General features: G+C 36.9%; 19 protein-coding genes and 4 tRNA genes. 1 reads left to right on the forward strand and 22 read right to left on the reverse strand.

Features of this window, described 5'->3' with window-relative positions; genetic code table 11:
* Window positions 1-10 precede the first annotated feature (10 nt).
* The 21 genes from rplD to NTX65_04800 form a co-directional block, all read right to left on the reverse strand.
* Window positions 11-637: a 50S ribosomal protein L4 gene (gene rplD, locus NTX65_04700; GenBank protein MCX6168614.1), complete on the reverse strand. Its 627-nt coding sequence runs from the start codon at window positions 635-637 to the stop codon at window positions 11-13.
* Window positions 638-648: 11 nt separating this feature from the next.
* The gene (gene rplC / locus NTX65_04705; GenBank protein MCX6168615.1) at window positions 649-1,272 is read right to left on the reverse strand and encodes a 50S ribosomal protein L3; all 624 of its coding nucleotides are present in this window, start codon (window positions 1,270-1,272) and stop codon (window positions 649-651) included.
* Window positions 1,273-1,282: 10 nt separating this feature from the next.
* Complete coding sequence (gene rpsJ, locus NTX65_04710; GenBank protein ID MCX6168616.1) at window positions 1,283-1,591, reverse strand: 30S ribosomal protein S10; 309 nt, start codon at window positions 1,589-1,591, stop codon at window positions 1,283-1,285.
* A gap of 61 nt (window positions 1,592-1,652) precedes the next feature.
* On the reverse strand, window positions 1,653-2,858 hold the full coding sequence (tuf, locus tag NTX65_04715; protein MCX6168617.1) for an elongation factor Tu: 1,206 nt from the start codon (window positions 2,856-2,858) through the stop codon (window positions 1,653-1,655).
* A 57-nt stretch (window positions 2,859-2,915) separates the two neighbouring features.
* Complete coding sequence (gene fusA / locus NTX65_04720; protein ID MCX6168618.1) at window positions 2,916-5,015, reverse strand: elongation factor G; 2,100 nt, start codon at window positions 5,013-5,015, stop codon at window positions 2,916-2,918.
* A gap of 24 nt (window positions 5,016-5,039) precedes the next feature.
* Entirely contained in the window at window positions 5,040-5,507 is a 468-nt protein-coding gene (gene rpsG, locus NTX65_04725) for a 30S ribosomal protein S7 (protein ID MCX6168619.1), read from the reverse strand.
* A gap of 6 nt (window positions 5,508-5,513) precedes the next feature.
* A complete protein-coding gene (gene rpsL, locus NTX65_04730) occupies window positions 5,514-5,891 on the reverse strand; it encodes a 30S ribosomal protein S12 (GenBank protein ID MCX6168620.1) in 378 nt (125 codons plus the stop codon).
* A 105-nt stretch (window positions 5,892-5,996) separates the two neighbouring features.
* On the reverse strand, window positions 5,997-10,238 hold the full coding sequence (gene rpoC / locus NTX65_04735) for a DNA-directed RNA polymerase subunit beta' (GenBank protein ID MCX6168621.1): 4,242 nt from the start codon (window positions 10,236-10,238) through the stop codon (window positions 5,997-5,999).
* Window positions 10,239-10,270: 32 nt separating this feature from the next.
* Window positions 10,271-14,050: a DNA-directed RNA polymerase subunit beta gene (rpoB, locus tag NTX65_04740; GenBank protein ID MCX6168622.1), complete on the reverse strand. Its 3,780-nt coding sequence runs from the start codon at window positions 14,048-14,050 to the stop codon at window positions 10,271-10,273.
* Window positions 14,051-14,172: 122 nt separating this feature from the next.
* On the reverse strand, window positions 14,173-14,547 hold the full coding sequence (gene rplL, locus NTX65_04745; GenBank protein MCX6168623.1) for a 50S ribosomal protein L7/L12: 375 nt from the start codon (window positions 14,545-14,547) through the stop codon (window positions 14,173-14,175).
* A 47-nt stretch (window positions 14,548-14,594) separates the two neighbouring features.
* Window positions 14,595-15,116, reverse strand: coding sequence for a 50S ribosomal protein L10 (rplJ, locus tag NTX65_04750; protein ID MCX6168624.1), 522 nt, complete (start codon window positions 15,114-15,116; stop codon window positions 14,595-14,597).
* An 88-nt stretch (window positions 15,117-15,204) separates the two neighbouring features.
* Entirely contained in the window at window positions 15,205-15,912 is a 708-nt protein-coding gene (gene rplA, locus NTX65_04755) for a 50S ribosomal protein L1 (protein MCX6168625.1), read from the reverse strand.
* Between the two features lie 32 nt (window positions 15,913-15,944).
* A complete protein-coding gene (gene rplK, locus NTX65_04760) occupies window positions 15,945-16,370 on the reverse strand; it encodes a 50S ribosomal protein L11 (protein MCX6168626.1) in 426 nt (141 codons plus the stop codon).
* 19 nt (window positions 16,371-16,389) lie between these two features.
* The gene (nusG, locus tag NTX65_04765; protein ID MCX6168627.1) at window positions 16,390-16,935 is read right to left on the reverse strand and encodes a transcription termination/antitermination protein NusG; all 546 of its coding nucleotides are present in this window, start codon (window positions 16,933-16,935) and stop codon (window positions 16,390-16,392) included.
* A gap of 2 nt (window positions 16,936-16,937) precedes the next feature.
* A complete protein-coding gene (gene secE, locus NTX65_04770; GenBank protein MCX6168628.1) occupies window positions 16,938-17,120 on the reverse strand; it encodes a preprotein translocase subunit SecE in 183 nt (60 codons plus the stop codon).
* A gap of 25 nt (window positions 17,121-17,145) precedes the next feature.
* A tRNA-Trp gene (locus NTX65_04775) sits at window positions 17,146-17,218 on the reverse strand.
* A gap of 1 nt (window position 17,219) precedes the next feature.
* Window positions 17,220-17,387, reverse strand: a complete 168-nt coding sequence (gene rpmG / locus NTX65_04780; protein MCX6168629.1) for a 50S ribosomal protein L33 — start codon at window positions 17,385-17,387, stop codon at window positions 17,220-17,222.
* Between the two features lie 49 nt (window positions 17,388-17,436).
* Window positions 17,437-17,509: transfer RNA gene (locus NTX65_04785), tRNA-Thr, on the reverse strand.
* Window positions 17,510-17,590: 81 nt separating this feature from the next.
* Window positions 17,591-17,664: transfer RNA gene (locus NTX65_04790), tRNA-Gly, on the reverse strand.
* Between the two features lie 128 nt (window positions 17,665-17,792).
* A tRNA-Tyr gene (locus NTX65_04795) sits at window positions 17,793-17,876 on the reverse strand.
* Window positions 17,877-17,982: 106 nt separating this feature from the next.
* The gene (locus NTX65_04800) at window positions 17,983-18,498 is read right to left on the reverse strand and encodes an ATP-binding protein (GenBank protein MCX6168630.1); all 516 of its coding nucleotides are present in this window, start codon (window positions 18,496-18,498) and stop codon (window positions 17,983-17,985) included.
* Between NTX65_04800 and NTX65_04805 the strand changes: the two genes are divergently transcribed.
* Window positions 18,462-18,923, forward strand: coding sequence for a helix-turn-helix transcriptional regulator (locus NTX65_04805; protein MCX6168631.1), 462 nt, complete (start codon window positions 18,462-18,464; stop codon window positions 18,921-18,923). The genes NTX65_04800 and NTX65_04805 overlap by 37 nt on opposite strands.
* A gap of 537 nt (window positions 18,924-19,460) precedes the next feature.
* On the opposite strand, the gene NTX65_04810 is transcribed toward NTX65_04805, so the two are convergent.
* The gene (locus NTX65_04810; GenBank protein ID MCX6168632.1) at window positions 19,461-22,625 is read right to left on the reverse strand and encodes an efflux RND transporter permease subunit; all 3,165 of its coding nucleotides are present in this window, start codon (window positions 22,623-22,625) and stop codon (window positions 19,461-19,463) included.
* Window positions 22,626-22,633: the final 8 nt, after the last annotated feature.

The raw sequence follows: 22,633 nt of genomic DNA on the forward strand, positions 1-22,633 counted from the left end.
TCAAACCGATTTAATTTATTGTGTTTTCTAAAATTGTAACTGCGCTTTTCTGTACTAATAAAACTTGATTGTTCAACAAATCGTACGCGGATGCTTTGTTGGCTTCCAATACATTTACTTTTGTAATATTTCGTCCGGATTTATAAACATTCTCCTGTGTTCCGTTTGTAAGAAGCAATGTTCTTTTACCAGTTACTTTCAATGCGGTTAACAAGGTTGCAAATTCTTTAGTCTTTGGTCCGTCGAAGTTGAAATCTTCAACAACCATTATTTGATTTGCTTTAGCTTTGTAAGAGAGCGCAGACTTTCTTGCAAGACTCAAAACTTTCTTATTCAATTTTTGTTTATATGTATGCGGTTTAGGTCCGAATATCCTTCCGCCGCCAACCCATATAGGAGAACGAGAGGTACCGGCACGAGCTCCGCCACGACCTTTTTGCTTCCAAGGTTTTTTACCGCCACCGCTTACTTCACTTCTTTCTTTTGACTTGTGAGTGCCTTGGCGTTGATTTGCCAAGAAAGCTTTTACAGCCAAATAAAGAACGTGATCATTCGGTTCGATTTCGAAAATTTCTTTTGAGAGTTCAACTGTCTCGCCAGATTTTGTGCCGTCTTGTTTATAAACTTCTAATTTCATTTTTATCAAACTTATTTTTTGTTGATAGCAACAATTGAATTAATAGAGCCTGGAACAGCTCCTTTAACCATAATTATATTTTTTTCAGCAATAATTTTTACAACTTTCAAATTTGGAGCGGTAACGTTGTCAAAGCCCATTCTTCCGGCCATACGCTGACCTTTGAAAACTCTTGATGGATAAGAACTTGAACCGATTGAACCGGGAGCTCTCAATCTATCACTTTGACCATGTGTTGTTCCGCCGACACCGCCAAAATTGTGTCTTCTCATTACACCTTGAAAACCTTTTCCTTTACTCTTTCCGGAAACTTTTACTTTATCTCCGACCTCAAAAACATCAGTTTTTAATTCATCACCAATTTTATATTGCGATGCATCAAAATTTCTGAATTCTTTTACAGTCTGTGGAATTTTCAATCCGTGTTTTTTATAATAATCGAGTTGAGGTTTACTTGTTCTCTTCTCTTTCTTTTCGCCAAATCCAAGTTGAACAGCTTCGTAGCCATCTCTCTCTTTCGATTTGATTGCGTATACATTACACGGACCGACTTCTAAAACTGTAACCGGTACAATTTTGCCGTCTTCCGAAAATATATTTGTCATTCCTAATTTTTTTGCTAACAAGCCAGGCATTTCATGATTCCTATAACTTAATCTCAATGTCAACGCCAGCGGGAATATCTAATTTGCTGAGTGCGTCAACTGTTTTATTATTTGAATTATGTATATCTATAATTCTTTTATGTGCCCTAATTTCAAATTGTTCTCTTGATTTTTTATCAACGTGCGGAGATCTTAAAACTGTGAACACTGTTCTGCGTGTTGGCAATGGAATCGGTCCAGATACAACCGCGCCAGTGCTCTTAACCGTTTTGATAATCTTTTCGGTTGATTTGTCAATCAATATATGATCATATGACTTAAGCTTGATTCTAATTTTCTGACCGGGCACTTTTTATAATCTCCTTGTTCAACATAGTGCCCCGCGTTAGCGGGGCTCAAATAATTTATTTTTACTCAATAATCTTTGTTACGAAACCAGCACCAACTGTTCTTCCGCCTTCACGAATAGCGAACTTCAAACCTTCTTCCATTGCGATCTCAGAAATCAAATCGATTTTTAGAGTTACGCTATCACCAGGCATAACCATTTCGGTTCCTTCCGGTAAAGTTGCAATTCCGGTTACGTCAGTTGTTCTGAAATAGAACTGAGGTCTGTAACCATTAAAGAATGGTGTGTGACGTCCGCCTTCATCTTTCGAAAGGATGTAAACTTTACCTTCATATTTTTTGTGAGGAGTAATAGAACCAGTTTTTGCAAGTACCATTCCTCTTTCGATCTCTAATTTATCAACGCCTCTTAATAAGATACCGGCGTTATCACCAGCCATTGCAGAATCAAGTTCTTTACGGAACATTTCAATTCCCGTAACAACTGTTTTTTTATGAGCGCCTAATCCAATTAATTCAACTTCTTCTTGAATTTTAACTTGACCTCTTTCAACTCTACCAGTAGCAACAGTTCCGCGTCCGGTAATAGAGAACACATCTTCCACAGGCATCAAGAAAGGTTTATCAATACTTCTTTCCGGAACCGGAATGTAAGTATCAACTGCATCCATGAGTTCCCAAATACAATTGTATCTTGGATCAGAAGGATCAGCACCAGATGCACCAGCTTCCAAAGCATGTAAAGCAGAACCTTTGATAATCGGAATTTCATCGCCAGGAAATTCATATTTTGTTAATAGCTCTCTCAATTCCATTTCAACAAGATCAATAAGTTCTTGATCATCTACTGCATCAACTTTATTCATAAAAACTACCATTTTCGGAACACCAACTTGACGAGCAAGCAAAATATGTTCTCGTGTCTGAGGCATAGGACCATCTGTAGCAGCGACTACTAATATTGCACCATCCATCTGAGCAGCACCGGTGATCATGTTCTTAACATAATCCGCGTGACCAGGACAATCAACATGAGCATAATGTCTATTTGCAGTTGAATATTCTACGTGCGCTGTTGCAATAGTAATACCTCTTTCTCTTTCTTCAGGGGCATTATCAATACTGTCGAATGTTCTAACTTGTGATAATCCTTTTTTTGCAAGGGCCATGGTGATGGCAGCAGTAAGAGTAGTTTTACCATGGTCGACATGTCCGATAGTACCAATATTAACGTGAGGTTTACTCCGGTCAAATTTTTCTTTTGCCATCTTAAATACTCTCCTTAATGATTTTTATTTCTTTAATTATTTATTTTAAATTATTGTCTAATGTGATTCAGCATGCTTCTTTGCCTGAGATTTTTCTTGAATCTCTTCAGCAACAGATTTCGGCACTTCTGAATAATGTGAAAACTGCATCGAATAAATCGCACGCCCTTGAGTCATAGATCTAAGTATTGTTGCATAACCAAACATTTGCGCAAGCGGAACCATTGCTTTAATTACTTGAGCATCTTTTCTTGATGTAAATCCTTCTATTTTTCCTCTTCTCGAATTAAGATCACCCATAACATCACCAAGATATTCTTCAGGCGAAATGACTTCAACACTCATCATCGGTTCAAGTAAAATCGGACCTGCTTTCAAAGCGCCTTGTTTAAAAGCCATTGAAGCAGCTACCTTAAATGAAATTTCATCAGAATCAACATCGTGATAAGAACCATCATATAGTTTTGCTTTTACATCAACTACTGGGAAACCAGCTAAAACACCATTTCTTAATGAATCCTGCAAGCCATGCATAACGGGATTAATATATTCTTTTGGAACTACTCCACCAACAATTGCATTTTCAAACTCAAAACCTTTTCCAGTTTCATTTGGTGAAAGTTCAATCCATACATGTCCGTATTTACCACGCCCGCCGGATTGTTTAACAAACTTACCTTCAGCTTGTACGGTTTTAGTAATAGTTTCTCTATAAGCTACCTGAGGTTTGCCAACATTAGCTTCAACCTTAAATTCACGTTTCATTCTATCAACAAGAATTTCAAGATGAAGTTCTCCCATTCCGCTGATTAGAGTCTGACCGGTTTCGTCATCGACTTTAACTTTAAATGTCGGATCCTCGTCAGAAAGTTTTGCAAGCGACTCGGAAAGTTTATCTTGATCAGCTTTCGTCTTCGGTTCAATAGCAATTTGAATAACAGGTTCTGGAAAGATCATCTTTTCAAGAACAATTGCATCTTCTTCGGAACAAAGTGTATCACCGGTTCTTGTATGTTTTAAACCAACAATTGCCGCAATATCACCGCATCTTATAGTTTCTAAATCTTCTCGTGTATTAGCATGCATCTGAAGTACTCTTCCAACTCTCTCTTTTTTATCGGAGACAGAGTTAAGCACATACGATCCTGCCTTAAGTGTTCCAGTATATACTCTAATAAATGTTAGTTTACCAACATATGGATCGGTCATAATTTTAAAAGCGAGTGCAGCAAATTTTTCATTAGGATCAATTTTTCTTTCAACGTGATCATTCTTAAAAATATGATGCGCTGATAAACTGCCAGAATCAAGAGGAGATGGCAAAAAATCAACAACAGAATCTAATAATTGCTGTACGCCTTTATTTTTGAATGACGACCCGCATAATACCGGAATAATTTTACCTTGTATTGTAGCTACTCTTAAAACATTTTTGATTTCATCTTCTGAAATTTCTTTTCCTTCAAGGTAGTTCTCTAATAATGTATCGTCAACATCGGATACTGCTTCAAGCATCCATGTTCTATACTTTTGAGCTAAAGGCAGAAGATCAAGAGGAATATCAACCTCTTCAAAATCAACTCCTAAAGATTCTTCAACAAACATAATAGCACGCATTTTCATTAAGTCTATTATGCCTCTAAATAGATCACCTTCTCCAACAGGAAGATTAATTGGAACAGCCGGTGCACCAAGTTTTTCTTTCATCATCTTCACAGCATTAAAGAAATCGGCGCCAATTCTATCCATTTTATTTACAAACGAAATTCTCGGTACATTATATTTATCAGCTTGTCTCCAAACTGTTTCCGATTGGGGTTCAACACCGCCAACAGCACAAAAAAGAGCTATTGCGCCATCTAAAACTCGTAACGATCTTTCTACTTCAACTGTGAAATCAACATGCCCGGGAGTATCAATAATATTTATTTGATGTTCTCTCCAGAAAGTTGTGGTAGCGGCACTTGTAATTGTAATACCGCGTTCTTTTTCCTGCTCCATCCAATCCATAGTTGCGGCACCATCATGTACTTCACCCATTCTATGCAATTTTCCAGTATAATATAGAATGCGCTCTGTAGTTGTTGTTTTACCAGCATCTATATGAGCCATAATACCAATGTTTCTTACTTTATTTATTTCAACACGCTTGGACATCTAAATTATAATTCCTTTTCTACCTTACCACTTAAAATGAGCAAATGCTTTATTTGCTTCCGCCATACGATGAGTATCATCTTTTTTCTTAACTGCAGATCCTTCTCCATTTGCCGCAGCCATTAATTCTGCTGCAACTTTAAGAGCCATAGATTTATCTTTTCTATCACGTGCATAAGTCTTAATCCAGCGGAAAGCCAATGCAGTTCTTCTTTCTGGTCTAACTTCCATGGGCACCTGATAAGTTGCACCACCCACTCTTCTGCTTCTTACCTCGACCAATGGCTGAACATTTTGAACTGCTTTCTTAAAAACTTCAATAGCAGGTTTTTTTGTTTTTTGTTCAATCAGATCGAAGCTGTCATAGACAATACTTCTAGCTGTAGATTTTTTCCCAGCCCACATCAAGTAATTAATGAATTTCGAAACGAGGATATCATTAAACTTTGGATCTGGTTTCAAATACCTTTTTTCTGCTTTTTTCTTTCTCATAGTCGCTTATTTTGCTTTTGGTTTTTTAGTTCCGTATTTGGAACGACTTTTCTTTCTGTCTTCAACGCCACTTGTATCAAGTGTGCCACGAATTATATGATAACGAACTCCAGGTAAATCTTTTACTCTACCACCTCTAATAAGAACAATAGAGTGTTCTTGCAAATTATGACCTTCACCAGGAATGTAAGCAGTAACTTCAATTCCATTTGTTAAACGAACTCTTGCAACTTTTCTTAAAGCAGAATTCGGTTTTTTGGGAGTTGTTGTATATACTCTAGTGCAAACACCTCTTTTTTGAGGGCAAGCATCTAACGCCGGAGCCTTATTCTTTGACGAAACAACTACTCTACCTTTTCTAACCAACTGGTTTATCGTCGGCACTACAGTCCTCCACAACTAATATTTTATATTAAAATTCAGACTTGAAATTTATTATTATTCATTTCAATTGTCAAGAAAGTCTGCCCTTATTTTTCAACTTTATTACTAAAGTGATTGTTTTTCTGTCTCTAATACTTCCTCTGTTACTATAGTTTCTACTTCATCGCTGGTAAGTATGATATTTTTATATTTCTTAAGTCCGGTACCAGCAGGAATTAGATGTCCCATAACCACATTTTCTTTAAGACCAACCAAAGTATCAACTCGAGCTTCTGTTGCAGCATTTGTTAATACCTTTGTTGTTTCTTGGAAAGACGCTGCAGAAATGAAACTTTCCGTTGAAAGTGCAGCATGGGTAATTCCAAGCAAAATGTTATCAAAAGTCGCTGGTTCAGCATCGCGAACTTTCATCGGCTTTTTGCTCTTTCTTGTCAGATCTGCATTAATTTCTCTATACTTTGTACGGGTAATTAGCTGACCCATTTTGTATTTCGACTGTCCAGGATCCGAAGTGAAAACCATTTGTTTGACTTTTTCATTTTCGTCAATAAATTTATTTCTATCAACTAAATCCTCTTCGATAAAAATTGTATCCCCGGCAGAAATAACTTGAAGTTTCTGCAACATCTGGCGTACTATAACTTCAATATGTTTATCATTAATCTTAACACCTTGCAAACGATAAACATCTTGAATCTCATTTACCAAATATTCTTGAACTGCATTTGTTCCTTTGATTTTAAGAATATCATGCGGATCAGTAGGACCATCGGTTATTTTTTCACCGGCAGGAATTTCATCGCCTTCCTGAACAAGGGTGTGTTTTCCATAAGCAATGTTATATACTTTTTGGATTGAACCGTCGAGTGATTCGATTATAATTTCACGCGAACCTTTTTTACGAGCACCAAACTTCACTTTACCTTCAATCTCAGAAACTACTGCTGGATCGTGCGGACGGCGTGCTTCAAAAAGTTCTGTTACTCTTGGTAAACCACCTGTAATGTCTCGTGACTTTGTTGATGATTTTGAAATTTTCGCCAAAATTGTTCCAGCTTGAATTTCTTCACCTTCTTCAACTGATAAGTAAGCACGTGTTGGAATGTTAAATACTTTTTCATTCCCTTTATTATCTTTTATAGAGATGCTAGGAGTTAAAGTTTTATCTTTTGATTCGATTACTACTTTTTGAACGTGGCCTGTCTGCTCATCAGCGACTTGTTGTATAGTAACGTTATCGATCAAATCGATAAATGAAACTTTACCACTTACATCGGCAACAATTACAGAGTTGTATGGATCGTGATTATAAAGCGGTTGACCTTTCTTAATTTCTTGACCTTCACCCACCATCAACTCAGCACCGTAAGGCACATCAAATTTCTTTATTTGTCTGTTGTCATCATCATAAATTCCAATTGAACCGCGGCGACCGATTACAACTTTAACTTTACCAAAGAAATCAGTTTTCTCTACGAAAGTTAATCTGTCTAATTTAATTGTTCCGTTGACGTTTGCTTCAACTTGCGATTGACTTGCAATACGTGATGAAGTTCCGCCCAAGTGGAATGTACGTAAAGTTAACTGTGTACCAGGCTCGCCAATGGATTGAGCAGCAATAATTCCAACTGCTTCTCCGTTTTCTACTAACTGGCCTGTTGTTAAATTACGACCATAACATTTTGCACACACTCCGCGCTTTGCTTCACAAGTTAGAACAGTACGGATGTAAACTTGATCAATATTTGCTTCGTCTATTTTTTCAGCAATTTCTTCTGTAATAACGTCGCCTGCTTCGATCAACAAATCATCTGTGCGAGGATCGTAAACATCTTCTTGCGCAACACGACCGGTGATTCTCTCTGCCAATGGTTCTCTTTCGAGTTCGACATCTTTCAAAGCAGAAATGTAAACACCACGAATTGTACCGCAATCGAGTTCAGTAATAATAACATCTTGAGCAACATCGCATAAACGGCGTGTTAGATAACCGGCATCCGCAGTTTTCAAAGCTGTATCTGCAAGACCCTTACGTGCACCGTGAGTTGATATGAAATATTCTAATACTGATAATCCTTCTTTAAAATTTGCAACGATCGGATTTTCAATAATTTCACCAGATTGCCCAGTTAAACTCTTTTGTGGTTTCATCATCAAACCACGCATACCGGCAAGCTGACGAACCTGATCCTGCGAACCTCTTGCACCGGAATCAACCATCATGTGAAGAGAGTTAAAACCACCTTGGTCAGTTTTAATTCTATCCATTAATGATTTGGCAACGTTGTTTGTTGTGTGGGTCCAAACGTCAACAATTTTATTGTAACGTTCGGCATCAGTAATCAAACCTTGTTCATGTTCATTCAAAATTCCAGATACTTTTTTATTCGAGTCATCAATCAATTTTACTTTTTCATCAGGAACAATCATATCACTGAAACTGATTGAAATACCAGCAGCTGTTGCGTATCTATAACCTAATTCCTTTAAGTCATCAAGGAAGATTGCGGTTTTTTCATTTCCGATTTTTATAAACATTTTATAAATGAAGCCGGAGAAACTTTTCTTAACGAGAAGTTCATTAATGTAGCCCATCTCTTTTGGCACAATTTCATTGAAAATGACACGTCCGACAGTTGTCTCAATCATCTGAGCATCAATTCTAACTTTTATCTTCGCATGAAGATCTACAGCTTTCGAATTGTAAGCAATAAGAACTTCGGCAACATTACTAAAAAGCTTTCCTTCACCTTTTGCACCGGGTCTTAATTTTGTGAGATAGTACAGACCAAGAACGATATCCTGTGACGGAAGTACTATTGGTAAACCATTTTGTGGAGAAAGAATATTGTGACTGCTTAACATTAGTACAGATGCTTCGAGCTGAGCTTCATAAGAAAGCGGAACGTGAACTGCCATCTGATCGCCGTCGAAATCCGCGTTGAAAGCTGTACAAACTAACGGATGTAATTGAATTGCCTTTCCATCAATCAAGATTGGCTGAAATGCTTGAATACCAAGACGATGCAATGTAGGCGCACGGTTTAACATAACCGGATGACCATCAATCAATTTTTCTAGAATATCCCAAATCATCGCGTCTTTTCTATCAACTGCTTTTCGTGCGCTCTTCACAGTTTTAAAATGTCCGCGTTCAATCAGTTTACGAATGATGAACGGTTTGAATAATTCGACTGCCATATCTTTCGGCAATCCACACTGATGTAATTTCAATTCCGGTCCGACAACAATTACAGAACGACCAGAATAATCAACACGTTTACCAAGTAAGTTCTGACGGAAACGACCTTGTTTACCTTTCAACATATCGCTGAGAGATTTCAACGGTCTGTTGCCATCGCTGCGAACTGCACTTGCGCGGCGCGAGTTATCGAATAAAGCATCAACAGCTTCTTGAAGCATTCTTTTTTCATTACGAAGAATTACTTCAGGAGCTTTTATATCAATTAATCTTTTTAAACGATTATTACGAATTATTACTCTTCTATATAGATCATTCAAATCCGATGTTGCGAATCTTCCACCTTCAAGCGGAACTAAAGGACGAAGTTCAGGCGGAATTACAGGCACAACATTGAGCACCATCCATTCCGGTTTGTTAGGAACTTTTCCTTCGTACTCGCGGAACGCTTCGTAAACTCTTAATCTCTTCAGAAGTTCGGCACGTTTTTGCTGAGATATATCGGGACCAAGCTGAGATTTTAAATCGAGGAATGTAAATTCAATATCGATTTTCTTCAATAAATGTTTGATTGCGTCGCCGCCGATTCTTGCAACAAATTTTTTCGGATCTTCATCTTCCAGAGAATCGTTTTCGTGTGGAAGTGAACCCATGATTTCATAATACTGATCTTCCGAAATCAAATCTTTTTTATTTAATCCTGTTGGACCCGGATTGATAACTACATAAGATTCATAGTAGATAACTTTTTCCAGTTCTTTAGTGGTCATTCCAATGATGTTACCGATTTTAGATGGTAACGCTTTGAAAAACCAAATATGAACAACCGGAACAGCAAGTTGAATATGTCCCATTCTTTCGCGGCGTACACTTTTCAATGTAACTTCAACACCGCATCTATCGCACACAATTCCTTTATAGCGAATGCCTTTGTATTTACCACATGCGCATTCCCAATCTTTAACAGGCCCAAAAATTTTCTCACAGAACAATCCATCCTTCTCGGGACGGAATGAACGGTAGTTGATTGTTTCTGGTTTGGTTACCTCGCCATGAGAGCGGGATAGAATATCATCAGGACTAGCCAAGCCAATTGTAAGACTTTCAATCAATTTGATTTTATTTTCTTGCGGTTTAAATCGCATTGTCATACTCCTTTAATCAAACTCTTGGTTGATTATTTAATTTTTATATCGAGAGCGAGACCTTGAAGTTCTTTAATAAGAACATTAAATGCCTCAGGAATATTTGGTGTTGGTATATTTTCACCTTTTACAATCGCTTCGTAAGCCTTAGCTCTGCCTTGAACATCATCACTCTTCACTGTTAACACTTCTTGAAGAATATGTGCAGCGCCATAACCTTCCAAAGCCCAAACTTCCATTTCTCCAAATCTCTGTCCGCCAAACTGAGCTTTACCGCCTAGAGGTTGCTGTGTGATAAGCGAGTATGGTCCAATTGAACGGGCATGAATCTTATCGTCAACCATGTGGCCCAGTTTCATCATATAGATGTAGCCACAAGTAACTTTCTGATGGAATCTCTCACCGCTTCTTCCATCGTATAGCCAGGTTTTACTTCCTTCGTCAAGTCCGGCTTGTGTCAGCCAACCTTCAACTTCGGAAACTTGGGCACTATCAAAAATTGGTGTTTCGAATTTGACGCCGAGTTTTTTTCCAACCCATCCGAGTGCGGTTTCATATAACTGACCTAAATTCATACGAGATGGTACACCAAGCGGATTAAGAACAATATCAACAGGAGTTCCATCTTCATGATGCGGCATGTCTTCAACAGGAACAACTTTTGCGACAACGCCTTTGTTACCATGACGGCCTGCCATTTTATCACCGACAGAAACTTTTCTTTTCTTAGCAACATAAACTTTGGCAAGTTGAGTGATTCCCGGAGGTAATTCATCACCGCTCTGAATTTTTAATTTATCTCGTTTATAATCTTCTTCTATCTCAGCTAGAAGAGGAAAATAATTTGTAAAAAGTTGTTTGATAAGTTCGTTTGGAGCTTTTCTTTCAAACCACTCTTTTGTGTAATCTAATTTTGTAACATCTTCAAGATTAGAAAAAGTATCTTCCTTAATAGATGTTCCACTTCTTAATACAACGCTTCCATCTAAATCACGAATTCCGGAGGTTGTTTTACCTTCTGTGATTCGTGTTAATTTAGTAATGAGTTTATTGTAATGATTCTCTTTCCGTTTCTTGTATTCTACTTCAAGAGTATCCAACAATTTCTTTTCAACTTTTTTTGATTCTATATCTTTCTTTTTACGGCTGAATAATCTTGTTTTAATTACAATTCCTTTAAGACCTGGAGGAGCTTTTAATGATGCATCTTTTACATCACCTGCTTTATCTCCAAAGATTGCTTTCAATAATTTTTCTTCAGGTGTTGGATCGGTCTCGCCTTTAGGAGTGATCTTTCCAATTAGAATATCACCTTCTTTAACTTCAGCGCCTTCGCGAACAATTCCGTGTTCATCAAGATCTTTTGTTGCTTCTTCACTAACATTCGGAATATCGCGTGTAAGTTCTTCTTCGCCGCGTTTAGTTTCGCGAACTTGTAATTCAAATTCTTCTATATGGATTGATGTAAATACATCATCGGCAACAAGGCGTTCGCTAAGAACAATTGCATCTTCAAAATTGTAACCGCGCCAAGGCATGAATGCAACAGAAACGTTTCGTCCGAGTGCGAGTTCTCCTTTTTCAATTCCAGGACCATCGGCAAGAACATCACCTTTTTTAAGTTTCTGGCCTGTAACAACAATTGGTTTTTGATTGAAGCATGTTTCTTGATTTGTTCCGGAGAATTTTGTGAGTATATGTTCAACTCTTCTTTCATCGTCGAAGCTTACCAAAGTTTCTGGGGCGCTTTCATCAACATCATATTTTACAATAATTTTTTTAGAATCGGCATATTCAACAATTCCGTTATCTTCTGCTATAATGACAGATCGAGAATCGCGAGCAATCTTTGCTTCCATACCGGTTCCGACAATTGGAGCTTGGGGAACCAAAAGCGGTACTGCCTGACGTTGCATGTTAGAACCCATCAAAGCTCTGTTGGCATCATCATGCTCAAGAAATGGAATTAATGCTGCGGCTGCAGATACAATTTGCGCGGGTGCAACATCCATATAATGAAGTGCGCTTGCAGGAACAATTGGAAATTCTCCGCGTTCACGGCTTTTAATTCTTTCCGTTAAAAATTTTCCTTGTTCATCAATCGGAGCGTTTGCTTGTGCAATAATAAATTCATCTTCTTGATCTGCACTTAAAAAGTCTACGCTGTTTGTAACTCTTCCATCTTTTACTTTTCTATATGGTGTTTCTAAAAATCCGTAGTGATTAACCCGTGCATAAATCGTAAGTGAAGAGATTAGACCAATGTTTGGACCTTCCGGTGTTTCGATTGGACATAACCGACCGTAATGTGAATGATGCACGTCGCGAACTTCAAATCCTGCGCGTTCGCGTGTTAAACCGCCAGGTCCCAACGCAGAGATTCTTCTCTTGTGCGTTAGTTCTGAAAGCGGATTTGTCTGATCCATGAATTGAGAAAGCTGGTTGGTTCCGAAAAATGCATTGATAACACTGCTGATGGTTCTTGCATTAACTAAATCTTGCGGTTGCATGTTTTCGTTATCGCGCATATTCATTCTTTCTTTTATTGTACGCGACATTCTAGCCAAACCAACATTATACTGTTGCTGCAATTGTTCGCCAACTGTACGAACTCTTCTGTTGCCAAGATGATCGATATCATCAACCGCAACGTTTCCGTTTTTAAGTTTGACGATATTTTTCATGATCGCAACTATATCTTCAACTGTAAGCACTTTCACGTTATCAGGCACATTCAGATTTAACCTGTCATTCATTCTAAAACGTCCAACATCGCCAAGATCATAACGTTTTTCGTTGAAGAACAATTTATCGATCAAACTGACTGCCGTATCAACGTCCGGTGCTTCGCCTGAACGCAACTGACGGTAAATTGCATAAAGCGCTTCTTCTTTATTTGTCGATGTATCTTTCTTCAGAGTATTAACAATAAGATCCTGTTCGAAAGAAGTATCGATACTTAGAAGCTGAACTCTTGTAAGTGCAGATTTTTTAATGTTCAGGATGATTTCTTCTGTAAGCTCGGTGTCTTTAGTTGCATAAATTTCACCGGTTGAAGTATCTATAATATCGCTTGCAGCAACTCGTCCGGTATGTTTATCAACATTGAGTTGTTTTGCGGTTATTTCTTCAATCAAATCAAATAGATTTAAAATCTGTTCATCAGTTTCGTATCCAAGTGCTCTCAACAAAGTTGTTGACGGGAATTTCTTTCTTCTATCTATATAAACATAGAGAATGTTATTAATGTCGGTTGCAAATTCAACCCAAGAACCTCTGAACGGAATAATACGTGCGGAGTAAATCGGCGTTCCGTTCGGATGCAACGTTTGAGCAAACGCAACACCGGGTGAACGGTGCAATTGACTTACAATAACTCTTTCTGCACCATTAATTATAAATGTACCGCGTCCCGTCATGAAAGGTAGATTGCCAAGATATACTTCTTGTTCAACGGAGTTTACGTACTCTCCGGTTTCATCATCTTTTGTAGAAAGACGTAGTTTTGCTTTCAGCGGAGCGGAATAAGTAAGTCCTCTCTCTTCGCATTCAGCCATAGAGAAACGTGGTTTCTCAATGTAGTATTCAATAAAATCTAATCTGTAAAATTCTTTGTTATCAAGGATTGGGAAGTTGGTATTGAATACCGCGTGTAAACCTTTATTCTCTCTTTGCGACGGTGTGACTTTCAATTGAATAAATTCTTCAAAAGAATCCAATTGAATGTTCAGAAGATCCGGAACTTTCACCGATTGAGAAATAGAAGCAAAGGTAATTCTACCTGTGCTTTTGTTAATTTTTTGTTTTTCCAACCCTAACCTCCAATGTGGTTTTTGTCAGTTTTACTTACATCAAAAAATGCAAGAAAGTGGTAAGACGGATTTTACCATCTTACCACTTCAATTATATATCGAATGAAGGGAATTGAATCAGTTTATTTTACTTTAACTGTTGCGCCAGCTTCTTCTAATTCTTTCTTTATTTTTTCAGCTTCGTCTTTAGAGATCGCTTCTTTAACTGTCTTAGGAGCGCCGTCAACTAAGTCTTTTGCTTCTTTCAAACCAAGACCAGTATGAGCACGAACGACTTTAATGACGTTAATTTTTGTTGCGCCTGCTGCTTCAAGAACAACATCGAATTCTGTTTTTTCTTCAACTGCTGCTGCTGCCGGTGCTGCTGCGCCAGCCATCATCATTGGTGCAGAAGCTGTAACACCAAATTCTTCTTCTAATGCTTTTTTTAATTCTGATGCTTCAACGAGTGTAAGAGCTTTAATCTTCTCTACAATCTCTGCAATTTTCTCTGACATTTTATTTCTCCTATAACTTATAATTAATTGTTCAATTCAAATTTTATTTATGCAGCTTTCTTCTTTGCAACCTCATCAATAACACTCACAAGGTCTCTAATAACTGCATTGATTGCACCAACGATTCCGCTTGCAGGTGCTGCAATGCTTCCAACAATTCCAGACATGATTTCATCTTTTGTCGGCATGGATGCAATTGTATTTAATTGGTCTGCCCCGTAATAAGCAGAATCGATGTAACAGCCCTTAAAGGAAAGTTTTTGTTTTTCGTCGAAGTATTTTTTGATAACCTTTGCAGCCGAAACAAAATTTTCTCCGGTAAAAGCAACACCAATCATTCCTAAAAGTTGCGGATTAAATTTTTCAAATCCACCCGATTGCTCGAGTGCTTTTTTGAAGAGAGTATTTTTAAAGACCTTATAAGTAACTCCTTCCTTTCTGAATTCAGAACGTATCTTATTAATATCTGCAACGTTTACGCCGCGGTAATCAACAAGAAACATGGAGGGAGACTTTTTGATAAGCTCTTTTATCTGCTCAATCATCTCTCCTTTTTCTTCTTTTTTCATCGTACTCCCATTCAGTTATAACAACACACTAATTAATGTAGAAGCATTTAATTTATCCCGCTCTGCGCGGGATGAGTGCGTAAAATTTTTATTCGTGTTTAGTAGAAACTGCAGTTTCTTCTTTCGTAATTCTTAAACCAGGTCCCATAGTAGATGAGAGGAAAAGACTTCTAACATAATGGCCTTTTGCAGAAGATGGTTTCATCTTAACAATTGTTTTAAGAAAAGCACGTGTATTTTCTGTTAATTGTTCAGTCGAAAAGTCTAGTTTACCTAAAGCAGTATGAACTATTCCCGCTTTCTCAACTCTAAATTCAATCTTTCCGGCTTTAACTTCTTTAACTGCTTTTGCAACTTCTTGAGTAACTGTTCCGCTCTTGGGATTAGGCATTAAACCTTTCGGTCCAAGAACACGCCCAAGTTTACCAAGTTCACCCATTGAATCTGGTGTAGCGATAATTACATCAACCTCAGCCCAGCCGCCTTTTATTTTTTCAAGATACTCGTCAAAGCCTGCATAATCTGCGCCTGCTTTAAGAGCTTCTTCAGCTTGAGCGCCGCGTGCAATTACAAGAACGGAAACTTTTTTTCCGGTTCCGTGAGGCAGGGAAACTGTTCCTCTAATCATTTGATCTGCATGACGCGGATCTACGCCGAGACGGATTGCGCAGTTAAGAGTTTCTGTAAATTTAACTTTTGAATTATCTTTAAGAAGTTTTATTGCTTCTTCTACAGAATATTCTTTTTCTCTATCAACATTTTTGTTGATTGCTTTAATTCTTTTTGAAACTTTCATTTTAATTCCGATGAAAAATTATTTTTATAAAATTAGTCTTCAACAGTGAAACCCATACTGCGAGCTGTTCCGGCAACCATACTCATTGCATGGTCAACATCATGAGCGTTTAAGTCGGGCATTTTCAATGTTGCAATCTCTCGAACTTGAGAACTGGTTACTTTTGCAACCTTAGTTTTGTTCGGTTCAGCAGAACCTTTTTCAACCTTTGCCGCTTTTTTCAACAATACGGCAGCAGGCGGTGTTTTTGTAATGAATGTAAAAGATTTATCAGAATAAACTGTGATAACAACAGGAATAATTAATCCCTGCTGTGCTGAAGTTCTAGCATTGAACTGCTTACAAAACTCCATAATGTTAACGCCTTTTTGACCTAATGCCGGGCCAACAGGTGGAGACGGATTTGCAGCTCCCGCAGGAATTTGTAATTTAATGAAACTATCAATTTTCTTTGCCATTGTTTAACCTATCTAATATTTATTTTTCAAATTCAGCTTGTGCAAAATCAATTTCAACCGGAGTTTTTCTACCAAAAATCGAAACCATAACTTTAATTTTCATTTTCTCTTCATTTACTTCTTGAATAAAGCCTGAAAAATTATTGAATGGTCCATCTGTAATCTTGACAAAATCGCCGGTTCTAAAAATTGTTTCCGTTCTTTCTGTTTCTTCTGTTTGCGAAAGTCTTCCTACGATCCTCTTAACTTCTTCCGGAAGTAAAGGCACGGGGTGATTTGCGGATCCGAGAAATCCCATTACAGAAGGAGTATTAATAATAAAATCCTTAACTCGAATATCTAAATCAGCGCATACCAAAATATAACCGGGGAAAAAATTTTTCTTTTTGGTTTTCTTTTTCCCGTCTTTAACTTCAAAAACTTTTTCAGTTGGAACAAGTACATCAAAAATTCTTGCACGTAATTCATCACTGTCTTTCAATTCAGCGTCAATCAAAGTTTTTACTTTGTTCTCATGCCCGGAGAAAGTTCTAACGACGTACCATTTTGCCTTTTCGTTTTCCAATCCTAAAAAATTCCTTGCAATATTTTATTGACGACCATATCTACAACATAAGTGAATGCAGAGAGAATGAGGCATACCACAATTACTACCGAAGTAGATTCTTTCAATTCTTCACGAGTAGGCCAGGTAACTTTTTTCATTTCCTTTACTACGTCATTAACGAAGTTGATTATTTTTTCTTTCATAAAATTTTACCAGTTTTAATTCTCGCACGTCAGGAGGGACTCGAACCCCCAACCTGCGGTTTTGGAGACCGCTGCTCTACCAATTGAGCCACTGACGTATTATTTAGTTTCTTTAAATACTACGTGCTTGCGAACAACAGGATCGTATTTTTTATATTCAACTCTATTTGGATGTTCTCTTTTATTCTTTTTTGTTGAATAACGGAAGCCGGTATTTGCACTGCTTTCTAATATTATTATTTGTCTAACGTTTTTAGATTTTGCCATCTTATAATTCCTCTAATAAAACTTTTTGCAATAAAATTTTTCAACTTTGAGCTGATGACCGGGATTGAACCGGTGACCTCTTCCTTACCAAGGAAGTGCTCTACCAACTGAGCTACATCAGCATCAGTAAAAACCGACTTCCAGTTTACTTCTTCTCCCGCTAAAGCGGGATGCTCTACCAACTGAGCTACATCAGCTTTCAGAGCGGGAGACGGGACTCGAACCCGCGACCAACAGCTTGGAAGGCTGTGACTCTAGCCAACTGAGTTACTCCCGCATTTTCAAAAAGAACAAAACAATAGCAGCAGATATTCTCTGCCTAAAATTTATTTTTTTTATTCCCAGAGTGAATCAGCGAAGTGTGAATATGTTTGGTGATATTCTACTTCATCAATTCGTTTTATGTGGGCGGCGAGGGATTCGAACCCCCAAAGGCTTTAGCCAACGGATTTACAGTCCGCCCCGGCTCTCCAACTCCGGCGTCCGCCCAGATAGATTTCACCCAATAACTCAAAAATCGAGCTTCAAATATAGAACGGAGGAAATAAAAAAGCAAGAAAAGTTATTATGAATTAATTTATTGCCTAAAATGGACTTAATGACCCCACAATTCCCGATCTAAACTCCGGTACTGGATTGCTTCGGAAATATGTTGCGGTTTTATTTCAGACGATCCGTCTAAATCAGCAATTGTTCTACTCACTTTAAGAATTCTATCATATGCACGAGCCGACAATCCTAACCGTGTCATTGCCATCTTTAATAAATCTTCACATTGATTGTCTACTTTACAAAATTTGCGAATTTCTTTAGAAGCCATATCTGCATTTTTATAAATATTTTTGATACCGTGAAATCTCGATTGTTGAATTTCCCTTGCAGAAATTACTCGTTTTCTAATCTCACTTGATTTTTCACCTATAGAGCTTGAAGCAAGCTCTTTAAACTTTACCGCGGGTACTTCAATATGAATATCAATTCTGTCCAATAGAGGGCCTGAAATTCTTGCCATGTATTTTTGAATTTGCATCGTATTGCAGGTACACTCTTTAGTTGGATCTGTAAAAAATCCGCATGGGCATACCTGCGTTGCCCATCTGTCAAATAACATTAAAGGCTCAAAAACCATCAAATATTCCTCAAAACCCACAAACTATAGGGGAACATATAAGAAAACGAAGATTAGAGCAATCACTTTTTCAATCTGATGTTGCAAGGATTATTGGGGTTGAAGAAACGAGCATTTATAATTGGGAAAGTAATAGAAGTAACCCATCAGTTAAATACATTCCCACGATCATAAAATTTTTGGGATATGTACCGGATATATTTCCCCATACGACATTAGGAGAAAAACTTATCTATTATAGAGAGATTCATGGACTCAGTCAGAAAAAATTGGCAATGAAACTTGGGGTTGATCAAACAACTTTGAGGAGATGGGAGAGAAATATAAGTAAGCCGAGCAAAAAGTTATTGAAAAGACATTCAAATTTCTTTGTATTCATATCCATCAATGAAATGAAAGCAAAATAATAGATTTTTAAATTGGCAATAACTAGTAGTTCATCTGTAAATAATTGATAGGTTTTTCTATTTGTAAAATTTATCTTAGTTCATGACAGTAAATCAAAAACTCATTGCATTGATCACTACTTTAACGATTCATGAGCGAATGAATAAATCTAAATTTGAGATGAAAGTGATAAAAAGCAGATGCAAAAAACGATAGTATATTAAAGTCAAAATTGCTTAGGCCAAATCAAAAATAAAAAGGTTTTACAAACTATTCGTTTATAAAACCCAGAATGTGCTGCCCAGTCAGGGGTCGAACCTGAAGTCTTCTGATCCAGAGAAAGACAGGTAATTCCGTATCAAGCTAAATTCGATACCGAATTCTTAATTATTTATTTAAAAATGTACAGTTGCTGTACGCATTAACAACAATTTAGGAAAATTATTCAATTTATGTAAATTTATTTTTAGACTTTATCAATTTCTTGAAAGAATAATAGCTTAAAATGAAAATCATTTAAGAATTCTTCTGGAATATATTTTGAATATCACAATGCTCTACTTGCGCCAGATTTTCCTTTTTCGAAGAACAACTAATTTATATATGAGTAGTAAAAATAGACTGATATATATGTATGAAATGAATATTCCTCCCGCTATGCTAATGCTTAAATTCTTCCAGAATGTTGCACGATCACTCAAAATAAAAGGAAGTAAGGCAGCAAATGTTGTTAATGTCGTGGATGTTATTGCGCGAAGCCGATTCTTTGCCGCACTTATTAATTCTTCCGAACTCATAATAACATTTTTTGAAAGATAGCTAACAAGAACAATTGAGTTTGATACAGATAAACCAACTAACAGCAACATTCCTGCATAAGCACCTCGTTCAATATTATTATCGGTTAACCAGAAAAGAAAGATAGCTCCGACAATTGCATAGGGGACCGCTGTTATAATTATCAAAGGTTTCTTAAATGATTCGAAAAATCCTGCAGTAACCATAAAAATTATGAAAAGTGAAGCACCTAATACTTTCCAAATATTAATTTCATCTTCTTGAGCAAAAAGATACGAATAGTCTGATTGTTTAAGCGAATAACCTTCCGGCACTTTTATGGATGCAACGGAGGATTCCAAAAACTTATTACCATATTTATACGGACCTTTGAACTCGAAACTAACGTAACGGACATACTGCTGGTCGATCCGGTTGATTGATGAAAGTACTTTTCTTTCTTCAAATGTTACAAGATCACTTACTTTTAGTCTCTCATTCCCTTTTTCGTTTACAATCAGATTTTTAAGCTCATCTAGTTGCATATCATTATAATTAGAAAATTTTACACGATAGTTTACAGATTCATTTAATATTTTGAAGCGGCTGTAGTTCATGTTACCACTTGTGTTCTTAGCAATAATTGCAAATAGTTCTTGAACTGAAATTCCATATGCAGCCAATTGCGAACGGTCAATTTTCCCTACTAATTCATATGTTTCAGGCGACCAGTAAGACATCGATTTGTCTATATCAATATTATCAACTCGCGGATTTCTTTTTATAATATCTCTGAATGATTCCGCAAGTGATCTTACTCGTTCGAAATTAAATCCTTTCACTTCAACATTGAACATGCTTGATGACCCGCCGCCGGCATTTGAGAAACCGGGGCCAAATCCGTAAACGTAAGAATCAACTCCACCTAGACGTGTTGCATAAGCGGTAACATAATTTTTCAGCATGTAGGGAAATGCGGAATTTGATTGTTCGAGTGTAAATTCAATTCTAAGTGTTGCGGTTTCTTCATCAAGTACGTTGGCTATAATTGTTTTAAAACTTTCCTTGTAAGCAAGAATTTCATTTTCCAGATCTTTGCATAATTTATTTATTCTTTCAATTCTGTTTCCGTTCGGAAGATCGAGCCGTACATAAATGTATGTTTCTTCTCCATACTTCCAAAGTTCTCCGCGTGAGACATGATTAAAGAACAAATTCAGTACACCGCCCAATGCATAGTTTACATACGGTTTTATATCTTGATAAGTCTCTGAATCAAAAATAGAATTATATGCTTCTCCAATTACAGGTGTTTCAATTCTATTCGGAATTAGCCAAACAGGAAACCCGATGACCAATATCAGAAATGCAATGCTCAACTTTTTCCTTTTTATGATTTGTGATACGATCTTCCTGTAAATTTTATATAACCATCCTTCACTATTTTTTTCTTTTACTTTCCTTTTATGAAATGTTTTGAGATATAACAACGGCACAACTGTAAAAGAAACTATTAAAGAAGCGAATAGAGTAAAGCCGATTCCAAGAGCAAATTGTTGGAAATAAAGTTGAAGTTCCCCTGTTAGAAAAATTAATGGAATGAAGACTGCCGTAATTGTAATTGTAGAGGTAAATAATGGAAAGAAAATTTCTTTGACAAGTACAGTTAAATGTCTTTCACCGCGTCCCTCATAATGTCTATCAAGATAATCTAGAACAACTATTGAATTATCTACAATAAAACCGAAACCAAGAACAAAACATGAAAACGTGATTATGTTAAGGGTTAAATTGAATAGATAAAATAAAGAGAATGAAGCCAACAAAGAGAAGAAAATTGATGACAATATTATTAAGGAATAACGAATTCTTCTAAAAATAACCAATACAACAAGAAAGATAATAAGAATTGAGAAGAGTCCGTCTTTATATAGTTCATCCAAATCTTTGGAAATATCTTTACTTCTATCAACTTCTTTTGTGATGATAAAATCCGAAGGGAATTCTTTGGAGAGTACTTTTAGCTTCTCGTCAGCAGACTTTGCTACGCTAAGTGTATTTGCACCGAGTTCTTTATCTATAATGAGTGTTACGGTTTCTTTCCCATTGATTCTATAATAAGAGCGTTGTTCTTCATAATCATCAATTATCCTTGCTATATCTTTTATACGGATTGAATTTCCATTTGGTAAAATTTTAACAACCTGCTCTCCTATTAATGACGGCTTCACCACCTCATTGTTTATCTTTACAAATACTTGATTGTTATTTCTTTCCAGTTTACCTGCGGGAATTATTTTTTCAGTCTCGGAAATTGCATTATTGATCTCTTCGTTGAGTATACCAAGCGATTTGGATTTATCGTAATCAATTTCTATCTCTATTAATCTATCTGAACCGCCTCTTATCTCAACTTCGGAAACGCCGTCAACATTTTTTAAACGCATCACAACATTTTCAGTCAAGTATTTGCGGACATCGTTTGATGATCTATTAGAGGAAATTGAATAAGTTAAAAAACCTTGCAAGTTTTGAAGATCTTTGGGTATGTATTGGGATACTCTAGGTGATAAAACTCCAACCGGCAAATTATTTTTAATTGATGAGAGTTTTTCATTTATTTCTACACGGGCAAATTCTATATCAACAGAAGGATGGAACTCTAAGGAGATTTGCGCCGAACCCTCCGACGAAGTAGAGGAAATTTTCTTTACTCCTTGAATTGTTGAAAGCTCTGCTTCGATTGGAGATGTTAGATGTGCTTCGACCGCTTCAGGTGAAACGCCGGGCCAAGCAACAGAAACAGATAACCGAGGATATTCAACATTGGGGCTTAACTCAATCGGCAGATTAAGAACGGATACAATTCCAACAACAACTACACTGAAAAAGAACATCGCTGTTGTTATGGGACGAGTGAGAAATATGTAAAATATTTTTTTCAAAAATTTTC

The organism is Ignavibacteriales bacterium (genome assembly GCA_026390795.1).
GTDB lineage: Bacteria > Bacteroidota > Ignavibacteria > Ignavibacteriales > Melioribacteraceae > Fen-1258.